Origin of the sequence: Sphingobacterium sp. LZ7M1, from assembly GCF_024296865.1 — a bacterium.
GTDB lineage: Bacteria > Bacteroidota > Bacteroidia > Sphingobacteriales > Sphingobacteriaceae > Sphingobacterium.
Genome location: NZ_CP101134.1, coordinates 2,043,035 through 2,059,356 on the forward strand (window position 1 = coordinate 2,043,035; position 16,322 = coordinate 2,059,356).

11 protein-coding genes and 1 riboswitch are annotated in these 16,322 nt (G+C 38.5%); of the genes, 4 read left to right on the plus strand and 7 right to left on the minus strand.

What is annotated here, in order from left to right:
* Nucleotides 1-133: 133 nt before the first annotated feature.
* Nucleotides 134-1,003 carry a neutral zinc metallopeptidase gene (locus NMK93_RS08690; RefSeq protein WP_185211908.1) on the plus strand — a complete coding sequence of 290 codons (870 nt, stop codon included), beginning with the start codon at nucleotides 134-136 and terminating at the stop codon, nucleotides 1,001-1,003.
* A gap of 1 nt (nucleotide 1,004) precedes the next feature.
* Here the strand turns inward: NMK93_RS08690 and NMK93_RS08695 are convergent, their stop codons facing one another.
* Both NMK93_RS08695 and fabG read right to left on the minus strand, forming a co-directional pair.
* Nucleotides 1,005-1,985, minus strand: coding sequence for an acyl transferase (locus tag NMK93_RS08695; RefSeq protein ID WP_254529997.1), 981 nt, complete (start codon nucleotides 1,983-1,985; stop codon nucleotides 1,005-1,007).
* Nucleotides 1,986-2,175: 190 nt separating this feature from the next.
* A complete protein-coding gene (fabG, locus tag NMK93_RS08700; protein WP_185211910.1) occupies nucleotides 2,176-2,919 on the minus strand; it encodes a 3-oxoacyl-[acyl-carrier-protein] reductase in 744 nt (247 codons plus the stop codon).
* 1,391 nt (nucleotides 2,920-4,310) lie between these two features.
* On the opposite strand from fabG, the gene NMK93_RS08705 reads away from it, so the two are divergent.
* The 3 genes from NMK93_RS08705 to NMK93_RS08715 all read left to right on the plus strand — a co-directional run bounded on the left by NMK93_RS08705 (nucleotide 4,311) and on the right by NMK93_RS08715 (nucleotide 7,687).
* Entirely contained in the window at nucleotides 4,311-5,807 is a 1,497-nt protein-coding gene (locus NMK93_RS08705; protein ID WP_185211911.1) for a malate:quinone oxidoreductase, read from the plus strand.
* Between the two features lie 5 nt (nucleotides 5,808-5,812).
* Nucleotides 5,813-5,950, plus strand: a riboswitch (TPP riboswitch).
* A gap of 87 nt (nucleotides 5,951-6,037) precedes the next feature.
* Nucleotides 6,038-6,610, plus strand: a complete 573-nt coding sequence (gene pnuC, locus NMK93_RS08710) for a nicotinamide riboside transporter PnuC (RefSeq protein WP_254529999.1) — start codon at nucleotides 6,038-6,040, stop codon at nucleotides 6,608-6,610.
* Nucleotides 6,611-7,687: an acyl-CoA dehydrogenase gene (locus NMK93_RS08715; protein ID WP_254530001.1), complete on the plus strand. Its 1,077-nt coding sequence runs from the start codon at nucleotides 6,611-6,613 to the stop codon at nucleotides 7,685-7,687.
* Between the two features lie 52 nt (nucleotides 7,688-7,739).
* On the opposite strand, the gene NMK93_RS08720 is transcribed toward NMK93_RS08715, so the two are convergent.
* The 5 genes from NMK93_RS08720 to NMK93_RS08740 are packed head-to-tail and all read right to left on the minus strand — an operon-like array spanning nucleotide 7,740 to nucleotide 16,308.
* Nucleotides 7,740-9,011 carry a DUF4302 domain-containing protein gene (locus NMK93_RS08720; protein WP_254530003.1) on the minus strand — a complete coding sequence of 424 codons (1,272 nt, stop codon included), beginning with the start codon at nucleotides 9,009-9,011 and terminating at the stop codon, nucleotides 7,740-7,742.
* An 8-nt stretch (nucleotides 9,012-9,019) separates the two neighbouring features.
* The gene (locus NMK93_RS08725; RefSeq protein WP_254530005.1) at nucleotides 9,020-10,285 is read right to left on the minus strand and encodes a DUF4302 domain-containing protein; all 1,266 of its coding nucleotides are present in this window, start codon (nucleotides 10,283-10,285) and stop codon (nucleotides 9,020-9,022) included.
* Complete coding sequence (locus NMK93_RS08730) at nucleotides 10,282-11,142, minus strand: substrate import-associated zinc metallohydrolase lipoprotein (RefSeq protein WP_254530007.1); 861 nt, start codon at nucleotides 11,140-11,142, stop codon at nucleotides 10,282-10,284. The genes NMK93_RS08725 and NMK93_RS08730 overlap by 4 nt, the downstream gene beginning before the upstream one ends.
* Nucleotides 11,143-11,154: 12 nt before the next feature.
* Entirely contained in the window at nucleotides 11,155-12,627 is a 1,473-nt protein-coding gene (locus tag NMK93_RS08735) for a RagB/SusD family nutrient uptake outer membrane protein (protein ID WP_254530009.1), read from the minus strand.
* Between the two features lie 12 nt (nucleotides 12,628-12,639).
* Nucleotides 12,640-16,308: a SusC/RagA family TonB-linked outer membrane protein gene (locus NMK93_RS08740; protein WP_254530011.1), complete on the minus strand. Its 3,669-nt coding sequence runs from the start codon at nucleotides 16,306-16,308 to the stop codon at nucleotides 12,640-12,642.
* Between the last annotated feature and the right edge of the window lie 14 nt (nucleotides 16,309-16,322).

Here is a 16,322-nt window from a genome sequence, read left to right on the forward strand (position 1 = left end):
ATGATTTCAAAGATAAGCATTTTAAATGAGGGGAATGAATTGTACCTTTAACCAATATTATCACCTGATAATACCTATGGCAAAGAATTTGTAGTGTAACCAAAACAAACTAAAATTAAATAAAGAAATATTTATGAAATGGCAAGGCGGCCGCCGCGGCGGAAATATCGAAGATCGTAGAGGGATGTCCGGTGGACAGAAAATGACTCTTGGGGGAATAGGAGGTGTTATCGTTTTGATTATCGGCTTCTTAATGGGCGGTGATCCTAATGATTTGTTGAACCAGATGCAAGGATCAGGGCAACAAGGGACAGTCAATGAACAAGGTGAATATCAATCTACGCCTGAAGAAGATAAATTAATGGATTTTGCTGATGTAGTTTTGGCCAGTACTGATGATGTATGGGGCAAGATTTTTCAGGAAAATGGAAAATCATATCCCAAACCAACCATGGTGGTGTACACCGAAGGTACCGAAACTGGTGGTTGTGGTGTTGGTCGATCAGCTTATGGACCTTTTTACTGTCCTGGTGACCAAAAAGTATATCTTGACCTCAGCTTTAACCGTGAATTATCTCAAAAATATGGTGCAAAAGGTGAATTTGCTTTAGCTTATGTTATTGCGCATGAGGTAGGTCATCATATCCAAAATATTTTTGGAGTTCTATCGCAAACCAATGCCATGCGAGCAAAATTGAGCGAACGTGAAAACAATAAAATCTCGGTGATGACCGAACTGCAAGCTGATTTCTATGCTGGGGTATGGGCACATCACTTAAATAAATCTACCGATGTAGAGATCACTTATGATGATATCGTTGAAGGAATGCGTGCAGCAGCAGCTGTAGGTGATGACCATATCCAAGAACAAGCGTATGGACAATCTAATCCAGAATCATTTACACACGGTTCATCAGAACAACGTATGTACTGGTTCAAAAAAGGATATGATACCGGCGATATCAATGCTGGTAACACCTTTGAAGATCCAAGCTTGCAATAAGCTACTGAACTAAAAGATTGCAACCTCGGATATCCGAGTTGTCAAACCTACCCAAGATTTCAAAGGATCCATCTGTATGGAACTTTCCAAGGTCTTGTGTAGCTATAAAGGAACAGGAATAATAATTGGCTAAATCAATGACATTTATTGCTCCTGTTTTTTTATTGTCCAATAAAGACAGGGGATCATTGGTGTCACGTATCAAGATTTTCATCCAGTTTGGGGTATGGAATAAACCTTCACCATCAGAATAGCCTTGAGAAAGCAATTCGGTCATGCCATATTCAGAATGTATGCTCTTCACATTAAACCCCTCACATAATATCTGATGCAATTCCTCACGGATCATTTCCTTTCTCTTGCCCTTCATCCCACCTGTTTCCATCACAATCAAGTCAGGGAAATCAATTCGGTATTGCTCAATGAAATCCAATAGGGCATATGTCACTCCGAATAGGACAGTCTTGGTCCCCGACTCCTTGAGTTTGTTCAATGTTCGTTGCAGATCCTCATGGTTGTATAGGAAATAACCACTTTCGGGTTGATTAGATCGGTTAATGAGGTCGTCTACCATATAGATCAGGGATGATCCTGAACGCTCTAAATAGGAGGGCAATAAGGCTACTATGGCGATGCCTTCGATCTTACCATAAAATTGCTCGAAAGCTCTCCTGAAACTTTTCACATACAAATCACCCTTTGCGACAAGATGTTTGCTGGTAATCATACCTGTTGTACCTGAAGAAGAGAAGGTCACTTCCGGTTCCAAACCTTCTATGATTACTTCCTGCGATTTAAAGAATTGGATAGGGAGAAAAGGGATTTCACGGTAATGCTGTATTGCTTCTGGATTCACTTTTAAAATATCCAGAAATTGCTGATAGACTAGATTGTTCTTGGCTTGGAATCTAAAGATTTCAACAGCACAATTGTTAAAGTCTATTTCATTTTGAATAGTGAATATTTTGTCCGAAATTTCCATTGCTGCAAATATACGACAACAAATATTAAATGTTTTTTTAATACCGTCGAATTTCAAAAATCCCAAAAAACAGATAAAAAAAGTTCGGGTCAAGCTTTGACCTTATTCGAGACATATTCCGAAATTTCCGAATATGTCTCGAATGAGACCAGAACTTGACCCGAAGAATTATACTCAAATTCTTTCGATCTTATAACATTCCTCCACAAACAGGGATCACCTGTCCAGTGATATAGGAAGAGAGGTCTGAAGCTAGGAACAAACAGGCATTGGCAACATCTTCAGGTTCACCAGCACGTTTTAATGGGATATTAGCTTCCCAACCTTCAACAACCTTAGGGTCCAATACATCAGTCATTTCAGTGCGGATAAATCCAGGAGCCACTACGTTGGTACGGATGTTTCTTGATCCCAGCTCTTTAGCAAGGGATTTAGAAAAACCGATGATACCTGCTTTAGAAGCTGCATAGTTAGCTTGTCCAGCATTTCCTTGTACACCTACTACAGAACTCATGTTGATGATGCTACCTTTGCGGTTTTTCATCATCACCTTGGAAGCAGCTTTAGAAACGTTGAAGATTGATTTCAGGTTGATGTTGATTACATCGTCCCAGTTTTCCTCTGTCATACGCATCAATAGACCATCTTTAGTGATTCCGGCATTGTTAACGACGATATCAAGGGTTCCAAAATCAGCAACGATATCATTGATTAATTTATCAGCTTCATCAAATTTAGAAGCGTCAGAACGGTATCCTTTTACTTTTGTTCCGAATTGTTCAAGTTCTTTTTCTAGGGCTTGGCCTTTTTCTACCGAAGAAAGGTAGGTGAAAGCAACGTTCGCTCCATTTTGGGCAAATACTTCAGCAATTTTTCTACCGATCCCTTTGGATGCCCCAGTAATCAAGGCTGTTTTTCCGGCTAACAATTTCATATAAATAAATATTTATGTTCAATAATATAAAGTCCACAAAAGTGGAAAATAAACTGCATAATACAAAAAATGAATAGCAATAGGAAGGATTCAATGACATAATTAAAGAAAGATGGACAAACCTTCTTTTCATTAACCTTTCCAGTGTCACCTTGAGGAACGAAAGGACTCGGAACCATCCAATCTTCATTTGAAATGGTTTTCTCATCTTTGGAATGCAGTTTGACCGCATTCTCTTCGTTACTTTTAGAGCCCAAAAGTAACCAAAACCAAACCGACAAAGGAGCTCACGGACACCAATTTTCTTCGTTACTTTTGAAGCCCAAAAGTAACCAAACCGACGAAGGAGCTCACGGATACCAAAAACAACTCGAATCCGTAAAGGCTTCGGCTCATTTAAGATGGCTTTTCGCACAATCATCTGCACATGAAAAGAACGCCTTGTTGTCGGGAATATCTTCCTTCAAAATTCTCCTTTAGATGGAGAATTTTTTGAAAGCATTCCAAGGCCAATCCCATCGCAGGGCAACGGCATTCTTTCCATTTTTCCGCCATTGGAAATGAGCCGGAGGCTAAAGGGCTTCCTTCGGAAGGATAATGTATATTTATATATTTTGAGAAACCCCCAGAGGGGGTGGAATCTTTGTAGAAGTTGGATGTTTGAAATGGCCAACCCCTAGCGAGGGTGGAATATTTTTCCATATATTTTTTATTTTATACGGGTCTAAAAAGAAAAAAAATAGTTTGCTCATCTTACGATTTGGCAATGACAACGATCCTTAAAAAAATAAAAAAATAGATTCTTCGTTTCACTCTGAATCCCTCTTTTTCGCATTTTGATTCTGAACGATTAGTGAAGAATCTGTACGGTTCTCCTCCAACAGGTCCTGTCATGCTGCACCACAGGTGCAGGAACTGTACGCTAATGCAATGATTCCCAAAAATTGGTTTGGAATGTTCCGAGATCCTTCCTGCGTCAGGATGACCGGCTTAGCATTATAAAAGGTATGTTACAGATCCTTCCTTCTTTAGGATGAAGCAGATAATATGTGGCGGGCTATGCAATAGTCCCTACGCAAATTTGTATTAAAACCGCATTCAATGGTTTACGATCTTGGTCTATCCTCCCATCCATTCAATCCTGGTTCTTCCCCAGATCTTGGCCTATCCTCTTATCCCTTTCATCCTGGTTCAAACCTCCGGCGGGTGAGCCTGTCTAATCCAAAACCACCCCTTTTTAACACTCAGAAATCTAAAAAAATAGGATTATGGTAGATTTGAATAAGGGAATAGGTGTTTATTGATAAAATCACAATTATTTGAAATGTTTCTGACAAATTTATTCGCTATAATATAAAGCGAATATTAATTTTGTATTTCATTTAAAAACCATGGGTAAGAAAACAAAAAAAACGGAGGTTGACGTCGTTCTGATTGGTGGAGGCATCATGAGCGCGACGTTAGGTACGTTAATTAATGAGCTGAGTCCAGATATTAATATTGAGATTATCGAGCGTTTGGATGTTGTTGCTGCAGAGAGTTCAGATGCGTGGAATAATGCCGGTACAGGTCACTCGGCACTTTGTGAACTAAACTATACACCAGAGCAGCCTGATGGAAGTGTGAAAATTGATAAGGCAATCAGTATTGCTGAACAATATGAGATTTCCAAGCAGTTTTGGTCTTACCTAGTAGAGAAGAATATTATCAAGAACCCTAATCATTTTATCCGCCGCGTTCCGCATATGTCGGCCGTTTTTGGCGATAGAGATGTGCAGTTCTTGAAGACCAGATTTGAGACCATGACCAAACAAAATCTATTCAAAGGTATGGAGTATACCGAGGATAAAACTTTGTTGAATGAATGGGTTCCCTTGATGATGGAAGGCAGGTCAGCTGATGAGGCTATTGCTGCTACAAAAATGGATATCGGTACTGATGTGAACTTCGGTGCTTTGACCAGAGATTTGATTACTTACTTGGATGGAAAAGACAATATCAAGTTGTCCTTGAACCAAGAAGTTAAAGATATTGACCGTGAGGATGATGGTAGATGGGAAGTAGAAGTTAAAGATTTGAAAACAGGCAAGAAGAGAGAAATCTTGGCTAAGTTTGTTTTCATCGGTGCAGGTGGACACTCTTTATTGTTGTTGGAGAAATCGGGAATCCCTGAAGCTAAAGGCTATGGTGGTTTCCCTGTTGGAGGACAATGGTTGAGATGCAATAATGAAGAGATCATCAAGCAACACCATGCCAAGGTTTATGGAAAGGCATCAGTAGGTGCTCCTCCGATGTCGGTTCCGCATTTGGATACCCGTTATATCGATGGAAAACAAGCTCTGTTGTTCGGTCCTTATGCAGGTTTCTCGACCAAATTCTTGAAAAAAGGATCTTATTTCGACTTGCCGGCATCCATTAAACTTTCCAATATCCGTCCGATGTTATCGGCAGGATTGGATAACCTACCATTGACTAAATATTTGATCACCGAGGTGATGAAAAAACCTCAGGACAAATTAGATTCCCTGAAACAATTTATGCCAACCGCTAAATTGGAAGATTGGGAAATCGAAAAAGCTGGCCAACGTGTACAGGTTATCAAAAAAGACCCTAAACATGGTGGTATCTTGGAGTTCGGAACTGAGGTAGTTTCCAGTGCCGATGGATCCATTGCTGCCTTATTGGGCGCTTCACCAGGTGCATCAACTTCAGTAGCAATCATGATCAACTTATTGAAAAGATGTTTCCCTGACCGTGCAAAATCTGATTCTTACCGTAAGAAATTGCGTGAGATGATCCCATCTTGGGGCAAGAAGTTAAATGATGACGCCGAGCTGTGTCAATCAACAAGAAATCGTACCTCTGCAATTTTGCAGATCGATAAATAATATTCACAATACTTATGGGGTGCTGAATATGTCCCGTTTATGACGGGACATATTTTTAGGCTGAGATGATACCCAATTCCGGTTTTGATCGGAATGAACCTGATCCAGGTAATGCTGGCGTAGGAATAAACAAAGATCCTTTCCCTTATCTCCATAAGTGCTTATACCATTCAGCGAAATTGGAGGAAATCTTTAATAACATTATTCAAACATTGCAGCAAACGTCCTGGTTGGAAAGGTTTTCTGTGATCTGTGGCATTATCCAAGTCCTATTGTCCAAGAACAATAAGGTATCCAATTACCTGTTTGGGATAATGGGGATTACGACTGGGATGCTGGTTCTGTACAATGCCGGGCTATATGCTGAAATTGCTTTACAAATCTATTATTTGGTCATGAGTATCTATGGCTGGTGGTTTTGGATAAGCAATAAGACCGCAAAGGAACAGCCCATTACCCATTCGACTAAGCAAGAATGGGTTACCGTCCTCAGCATCGTATTTGGAGGTTTCTTGATCTTTTACTTTTTGCTTCGCAGCATTACCAATTCCGATGTGCCTATTTGGGATGCTTGGGTGACCTCCACAGCCTGGGCTGGTATGTGGCTTTTGGCGAAAAGAAAAATTGAAAATTGGATCTTGCTCAATATCAGTAACCTTTTTGCCGTACCACTTTTGATCCATAAAGACCTTTACCTATTCGCAGCACTGACCACGTTTCTATTTATAGTTGCCATTTTCGGTTACCTAAATTGGAAACGAATCATGAAAATCCAAAAATTAGAATTAAATACAGACAATTAAATGTTGATATCAGAACAAATTCAGATCATAAAGGAATTACAGGCCGAAGGAATCAAGAATAAGGCGCTTACGAAAGAGCAACTTGACCTTGTGTACCAAAACAACTGGTTTAATCTTTGGGTTCCGAAAACATTAAACGGCTTGGAAATGTCCTTTCCAGAAGGCTTGGACTTATTGGAAGAGCTGGCTTATTGGGATGGCGGATTGGCCTGGACGGTAACCTTATGTGCTGGTGCGAATATGTTTGCAGGCTTTATACAACCTGAATTTGCCAAAAGCCTCTGGTCTGATCCCAAGATCTGTTTGGGAGGCAGCGGAAGAGTCGGAGGGAAGGCAATTGATGCTGGAGAATATTTTGTGGTTTCTGGTTATTGGAACTATGCCACCGGTGCTCCTCATTTAACCCATTTCACTTTCAATGCTGAAATCATTAATAATGGAGAGGTACTGAAAAATGAATCAGGCGAGAATTTATATTTTTCCTTCCTGGTCCCAAAGGATGATGTACTCATCCATTATGATTGGGATACCATAGGGTTGGAATGTACCGCGAGCCATTCCTTTTCCTTTCAGGACCTGAAAGTGCCCAAGGAAAATGCTTTTGTACTTGATCCTAAAGCTAAACAGTCTAATTCGACCCTTTTTAATATTCCTTTTATGCCATTTGCAGAATTGACCCTATTGGTGAATTATGTAGGTATGTTCAAGCGGTTTTTAGACCTGTGCGAAAAGTATTATTTCGAGAAATCAAAAGATAGCCATTGGGCGGAGAAACATAGTAAAACTAGGTTTAAACAGCTGGATCAATTACGCACAAAATTTGAAGGGAAGGTAGGCCAGGTGAAGGCTTATGCTGTTGAGCTATGGCAAAATGCCAGTAAAGGGAAAGAGGTTGAGGCGGATCTGTATTTGAAAATTGGAGAATTATCGAGAGAAATTGCAAAAGATGTGCGTATGGATTGTGCCGAGATATTGCCTTTGTTGGGAATCAGAGCAGCGCAAAAGGAAAATGAATTGAATATCGTATTTCGGAATTTATTTACGGCAAGTCAGCATAGTTTGTTGAATGTGTGGTAGGATAAAACAACTCCCTAAAAGGAATAATATCTAGGGAGTTGGTAAAATAAATCTAAGATACATCAGCGTTATCTTGGAAGTATGCCCAAGTTAATCCATCTGTTGCATCGACTATCGTATAACCAAGACCAGTTTTAATGATATAAAACCCATTAGGGTTATAGATATAACTTGTAGTGATATTCATGGCTCGGAGTATTGCAGGGTTAGTAGAGGGGATGCCTTCCAAAAATGGAATAAACCTAAGGATACCATTATCTCCAAATCTAGCTACAGGTCCATGGTTACTACCAGCTGTGGCCCCTCTTAAACCAATAGCCATAAACCAGAAATAGGTTTTATATTGCTCATTATAATCATAATTTGGCACAAGAGTAAACGAAGTGAAGTTTGGTAGTTTTTGAAAGCCTGCAATATCAGGTTGATTTCGCTTTCCAAAGCCTTGAGAAGATGTCCACCATAAAATTTTCGTGCCGGCAATGGTAAATTCCTTTGCTGTTTTTATGTCGTAAACTTGTGGTTTGCCGACATTCGAGATATTTATGCCATCTTTAGAACTTAGCGAAGTTGAGTTGAGCCTTAAACCTTCCATCAATTTTATTTTCACACCATCAATTTCAATTGGTCTAACTAGGGATAATCCATTGCCATTAAAGAAATAATTTGATTTCGTAACGACTGGATTTTGATTGGTTCCAGAATAAAATAAAAATTGCCGTGAATTGGTGTCGATTTCTAAACCAAAGGTTTTGCCGTTTTGCTTATAAGAAAAGAAGAATTTCGGCATTTCCATCAATTTCTTAATTTTTTCTTGGTCTGCAATAATAGAATTACCTTTCAACTTGGTTAATTTTTCTGGAGTACATTTTGTCAAAGTCAATATTGATTTTTTGGTTTCACCTTCCAAGATAATCGTATCATTCTTGATGATCTTGTACGTGAATAAGGTGTCGATATGTAGAGCATCAGCAGCGAGATTACCAAATTTACTGGTTTTTGGAAATGACAATGAAGCATTGGTATTTACAATTCCAATGTGATAATCTGTATTGTCAAATCTTAAAAAATTCCTGGAGAAATCACTCATGAATTCAGAAGACTTTTCTGTGTTAAATCCAAGATAACCATAGGTTGCAGTTTGATTTGGACCATATTCAAGGGTAAATTCCCAACCTGTTTTATGAGCCGCTATGGCATCTTTTAATTGTTGTAATTTTACTTCCGGTTTCTCCCAGACTTCCTCAACTTCAAAAGTTTTCAGTTCTCCTTTTTTACAAGAAAACAGGACACAAAGGGATAATATTAACCATATATATTTTTTCATGATATTTATTATTTAAATCTTATCCAAACCCTACTATCTTTCACACTTACAAAATCGAATTGTTCATCTCCCGTTTCAAAAACGTAAAATCCTTTTGGTTCAAACCAAACCTGATTTTGATTTTTAACTATTTCTTCAAATTCTGGCCCAAAGCTCTGTCCCGCCATTTCACGAACTACCTTGAAGGATAAAATACCTTGATTGTTATATAAAGTGGTAAAGACGGGGCCAAGATTGTACTCGTTGAAAAATATGATAAACAAGGCATCAAAAGGATCTATGTACATTCTTGGGATATATAGAAGGAAATTGAAGCCAGGAAAAGTTCTAATACCTAAAGCGTCTTTTTTTCCAGCGATCGTAAACCCAAAAGAGGATGCATATCTTTTATTGATCAGGTACATTCTTCTTGGTGCATCTTTATCGATAGAAACTGGTTTGTTTTGATCAAGGATTTCAATATCTACAGTACCATTTAATTTTGCTGTTGTTTTATTGTTGGTCTTGTTGATGATGAAGTTATCAAAACCTTTCACGGCCAAGCCACCTGCATTTAATGGGTCCTTTAGAAAAATGCCTTTATCGGTAAGGGCATACTCTGTAATAAAGCTTTTGAAAGTAGAGTTCTCTTCATAATAAAAAGCAATATTGTTGGTTTCAGTATTGAAAATCACACCATAATCCTTATTGTTGATTTTTACAGTTTTATAATAGTTTGTCAACTGGTTGATTTCTTCGACTTTTGCATTTAAGAGAAACGCTTTTCTAATATAGTCGTCACCTTCATTTTCCTTGGCTCTGACTAAAGTCAAGGTGCTTTCATTATGATTTCCAACTAATTTTATGGTATCTGTAGAAGTTTCAATGATTGAAAATTCAAAATCAGAAATCAAACCACCACCTCTTAATCCTCCACTTTTTTGTTCATCTGGGTCAGACAGCTGATGTATGTAAGAATATGTATCAAAATATAGACTGACAACCTGATCCGCTGCTAAGCGGTAAGAACTTTCGTCGGAGGTGCCAGCTTTGATATTATCAATAGTGGCAAAGCTTTTAACCCTGTTTTTATCGTCGAAATTGAACTTAAAAGTATAACTTCCGCCACCTTTTGGATATAAATATCCGATCCATCCATTTTTCGAGCCTGTTAATTGCTTAGCATATTCGTCTTTTAATTTATTCAATTTGGCGTCAGGTCGCACTCCTTCAAATTCCTTTTTACAAGAAATTAGGAGCAAGCACATGATCAATGAGAAAATTATTGGTTTCATTTTGTAGTTGGTTTAGTTAACGATAAGAATGCGGCTCGAACTTCCCTTTGAAGAGCCCTGAAATCAATGTTGAAAACTTCCTTGTAGTACTGGACAACAATGCTCTCTTTAAGACGAAACGTCGCCTCAACTGGAGTATTGGCTTTTACTAATGCATCGAATTTTTCTTGTCCTTCCACCAACAAGTAAGCAATCGTTTCAACGAAGTCTTCTTGTTCCGCAGATTTTGCATAACTCGACACAAATCCCTGTGCATTTGCTGTTTCTTCTGGCGTATTGAACCAAGTTTGTGTATACCATGCTGTACTTATGCCTCTCCATGCCTGAGGGTAATGAATATTCTGATGCAGAATATGGGCAAACTCATGGTGAATGGTATGGAGCATCTGACTGACTGTCTCAGGTTTTGAAAAATCAAAGTCATTTACTACATATAAAACGACCTTGGTTCCGCCTTCGGCAGTCCCCAAAATAATAGTACCGTTGTTTTGGTATTCCGCACTGCCAACCAAAATAAACTTGGATAGAGAGTACCTTTTCAGAAATTCTTTCCCAGCAACTTTTTCATAGGGTTTCATCCAGATATCCCTAACAGCCGTTAGTACAGGAATCACTTTTTTTTCTTGGGGCGGAACTAGCGTCCTATTAAAATTGATTTCGAAGGGAGTCCATTTGTATTTGATCTCAATATTATAGGATTTAATAAATTCTTGGAAGATAAATCTATCAATTGGACCGTTTGCCCATCTTTCACCGCCTAAATCCACAATTGGTTCGTCTGGCAAAGTTTCCTCTTTGGCACAAGAAGTTAATAGGGAAATTAGTAGTAGGAATATTGCACATTTATAATGTTTCATAACGATTTTATTTTATCTTGGATTGGGTTGAACACCTGATAAAACGACCTCAGCAGGTAACTGGAAAAGTCGCATTGGGCTATTTGCACTTAGAATGTAGGTTTCTTTTTCATCATGAGTTTTATGTACCACAACGATTTTATGTCGAGCGATATCAAACCATCGAAGTCCTTCAAAAAGAAATTCCCTTCTCTTGAAGTCTAGGGCAGCTTTAATAATGTTTTCTTCAAGATTTAAATTCCCGTAAAATGAGTTTAATCGATTGACATTGACATTATGGATATTTGGTTCATAAACAGGGATATCTGCACCGTAAAAGACTTTTCGACTGATGAACGTATTTAAGTCTTTGATTCCTTTGTCGTAGTTTTTAATGCGAGCATATGCTTCCGCACGGTTTAATAGTAACTCATCTGCAGTCAAGAGTGGTATCATATTATAAGGTATACCGTAGGCTGCATTTAGACTACCTTTTACAAAATGTTCTCTAAATTTTGGGATATTCAAGGAATAATCCGTTCCACCATATATAGGGTATGCAAAACGACCCGTGGTAATATTGTCTCCATAGATTAATTCAGCAAGTATAGGAGCGGTAAATCCAAATCTATTGAATGCTAAATCTCTACCCCAAGATGAAACGGCTTCCACTAACAAAAGATTGGTTGGGTTTTCCGTGCTTGAATACCATTGTTCCAGAGTCAAGTATTCCAAACCAGCAAAGGCTCTATTATTTACTGGCCTAATATAATTGGAAAGGTCCTCGCCAAGTGCAAGATTGCCATGTTCAACCGCTTTTTGATAGTTATGTTTAAATAAATAAAAGCGAGTTGCAAAGGCATGGGCTGCAGCTTTGGTAAAATGGTATTTTTTAACCTTATATCTATTGTCATCAAGTAAGGGAAGTCCTTCCACGATATCTTTTTCAATGAGGTCATATAGACCCTTAACTGTTCCTCTTTCATATTTATTAAGTACAAATTTTTCAGGAACAGCTATGAAAGGAATACCTGGATCTGTGCTGGAGGTAATAGGATCATAATCTTTGCAGAACAAGATGGCTAGCATATGATGTGCATAGGCTCTAGTCAAAAGGGCTTCGCCTTTTAAAGACTCAGTTTGTTTGTTTAACCCAATTTTTTCTATGGCTTCCAATGCATGATTAGACGCACTGATGGCCTTGTATGCGGCATACCAATAAAAAGTGGGGGAATCGGAATCATTGGTCTCCACATCGATGAACATCCAAGGGTTCATATTCGTTTGAACGTTTGAACTGCTGGTCATTCCCTTATCTCCAGCGTTATCTGATGCAGATTCCGTAAAGGGAATATAATTTCCCCTAGGATATGCAGAAGTTAGAAGTTCTGCAATCTTGCTGGGAGAATCTAATTCTGTCCTTAAATCTGGTGGGGTTTCCAAAAATTTAGAACATCCCAACAATAGAAAGGCAGAAAGGACTGTTAATAATACATTTGTTTTCATAATAGTTTTCGTTTATAATCCTGCTTTAATGGAAAGGGTAAATTGACGAGGTATTGGCAATGCCATTCCTCCGGATCCATAAAACTCAGGATCTTGGCCATTCAACTTTGGATCTGAGTAAATCAAGAAAAGATTGTTAGCAACTAGATTTAATGAAAGGTTATTGAAGATTGATTTCCCAAAGAATTTTTTTGGAAATTGATAACCTAATGTTACTTGTTTCATTCTGATAAATCCACCATCTGCCACTCGTTGATCGGTATAGTTGTAGGCATTATACACTTGGTCTCCAGGTAATCTAGAAGAGGTCCTTGAAGTCGCGATAGAAGGGGATAAATTTTCATAAGGTGCAAGGAATCTATCCAAGAAATCATAGGACATCGCATCCAATTCGGAGTATTGATTTTTATAGATAGGATTCAGTCTTACTTTGTTTCCTGCACTATAAGTTACTAAGAATGAAAGGTTAAGGTTCTTATAATTGAAATTGTTATAAAAACCACCATTGAATGTTGGATCTACAGGACCTTCATATTTTAAGTAGTTGGTCTGTATACTTTGAAGGAAAACATTGTTGGAGATTTCATTATTTTCATTGACAAATACGGGTGTTCCATTGAATTCGTTCAATTTCTCAAAATCAATAGAAAATAGACCTCGATGTGGATGACCTTCTTTCGCCGCTCCAACAGAATTTACCAAATTCCAGATATTGGGTTCATTTCTTATCGAAGTTATTTTATTGTCATAAAAAGCATTGGTCAATTGGGTTTTCCAGCCCCAATCCTTTCTATCAAATACTGTTGCCTTGAACAATAGCTCTATTCCTCGGGATTTCATATCGGCGTAATTGGCAAATTTTATCGCTTCACCTCCAATTCCTGAAATGCGCATTGGTCCAATTAGATCAAATGCATCCCTTTTATATAAATCTAAGACAATCTGATACCGTCTATTGGCGAATGTTGCGTCAAGTCCAATATTGGTTTCATATTGCTTTTCCCAGGTCAAATCTTGGTTTTCTAAGAAATCGATGTTGATTACTGGTTCTTGTTCATGGATAAATGGGCGGTTGACCGATCCGGAGCGTAACACCAAACTCGCATTGGTGGCAGGTCCCATACTTGCGGTCAAACCATAAGTACCTCTCAAGGTTAAGGTGTTGAAGAAAGTCTGGTTCTTGAAGAAGTTTTCCTGGTCGATGTTCCATGATCCCGAAAGGTTCCAGGTAGGAAGCCATCTTGCTACACGGCTTCTGCCTAATTGATTTGACCCATCATATCGCGCTGTTCCGGTGAATTGATATCGGCTATCGAAAGAGTATGTTCCATTTGCGGCAAAAGCAACAAAGCGGTCAGAAAAGACTTGCATTTTATAGTAAGGTAAATTTCCTTCAACAGTCATTTTGATGATATTAGGGTCAATAAAAGGAACACCGCCTTTATCAAACTGGTATCCATAGCCCGTCATATCTTTAGTCATCCTGTCCAAGAATCTTATCTCTTGGGTGGCAAATGCGGTAAAATAGTGTTTTTGGGATGTTAAGTTCCAATTGAAACTATTTCTTAAATAAAAGCTCTTTAGGATGTTTTCATTGGTAATATAAATACCTCCATAAGGCAAAACAGACATGGGTCTGGCGTCCGGATTTGCAGGGTCTCTATATAAGAACCTGTTTTGGTTTGCAATGATGCTATTTTCAATTCCATCAACTCCATATATTGTTCCTGCACGATAAGCATTTGATAAATTTGAGGTTTCGTTTATTTTATGCTCATTTCCAGTACTTGCATAACGATATGCACCAATGAAATTGTAATTAATGTTTTTAGGAAGTTTATAGTTTAGTTCCCCTTGGACCTTCAGGTCTATCATTTTTAACTCCATGTAATTTTTGTCCAGTTCATTTAATATGTTGAATGGAGCATAATTCATGGTTACATTTTCTCTATTTCCTTGTTCATCGAAAGGAGCAATGACCCTTGAGGTATTCATGGCATAGGAGAAAGGGTTGATGTCGAAATTTCTTGATACAACACCTGTAACGGGGTTGCTATCTTGCCCTAATGTGCCGGGTGCTTTTTGATCTCGGATGGAACCTGTTGTCAACAAGCCAATCGATAGCTTATCTGTGATGTTGTAATTTCCTCGAATGTTTGCGGTGTATCTTCTTACTCCATTTGCTTTTGCCCAACCATTATCCTGTAAAAATGAGGTTGAATAGTAGGTTTGGACCTTATTGTTACCATTGGAAAAACTCACAGAATGTTCCTGTAATAATGAATTGTTGAATAGGGTTTTGAACCAATCCGTGTTTTGATAGATGTATCTCTTCAAAAAGGCTTCACGGCCTTCAGGAGTGTTTTCGATCAGGGGAGTTCCGTCTTCTTTCCAAGTTGATAGTCCCCTTGATAAGTTTCCGAAAATTCCGGAATTCATATTGTTCCTGATCAACGCATAATCTATGGCCCCCTTTCTAGCAATTTCTGAATAGATTGACATTTGATCGTAGGAATTTACAATGTCAAATTGAGAATAGGATGGACGAAGGTAGGTCGTATAATTTCCTAGATAAGACACCGCTTGGGTACCGGCTCTACCTTTTTTGGTTGTAATAATAATTACGCCATTCATTGCCCTTGCTCCATATAGGGAAGTGGCGGCAGCATCTTTAAGGATTTCGAAACTTTCTATATCATCTGGGTTTATTCCGGCAACGGAAGATCCCAATAGGGTATTGGCATCACCTGTAGATAATTGATCGTTAGAAATGTTGACTACATCTTCCAAAATAATCCCATCGATTACCCATAGAGGTTTGTTGTCTCCAGTAATTGAAGTCGCACCCCGTACACGAATTTTTGGTGCAGCTCCAAATGTTCCCGAGACATTCTGAACACTGACACCAGAGACTTGACCTTCCAACATTCTGGAAACATCGGGGACACCAAAGCGTTGTGCGTCTTCGGCTTTTACTTTCGTAGCAGCGCCGGTGAACTTCCGTCTGTCGATGGTCTGATATCCAGTGGCGACCACATCAACAACTTCTAAGGTCTGTTGATCTCTTTGCATATTGATGTTAACTGTTTTTCTACCAGCAATGGAGATTTCCTGCCTTTTGTAGCCTAAGAAACTGATAATGATAACGTCTGTCGGTAAAGCACTGATTTCAAATTTTCCATTTTGATCAGTCGAAGTGCTTTTGTTAGTTCCTTTGATACTAACGGAGGCGGCTGGAAGAGGCTTTCCTTCAGCATCCCTGACCGTACCTTGAATGTTTTCTTGTTGACTTACAAGGGAGTTGAGGATGTTCTGCTTACGGATACTGATAGTAATCTGATTATCAAATATTTGATAAGCTAGTTTTTCTTTAGGTAGGATCAGCTCCAAGACTTGGACAACGGTTCCCTTCTCTATATTTATAGTGATGGGTCCTGTAATTAGATTTATGCGGTCGTTATAGAAAAATTGGTAATCAGTTTGATTAGCAATAGCCTTTAGGACCGTGTTTAATTTTGCCTTTTGGAACTTTACGGATATTAATTGTTCATTAGCCTTTACGATGATGCTATAAAGCATCAGAAGGGTCAATAGAATAATGAACTTTAGGATCTTTACCAGGAATTTAAGGTCAAAACCTTTCTCTTTTCCTAGTTTTTTGTGAACTAAAAAGTACAGCATTTTAAGAAATTGAT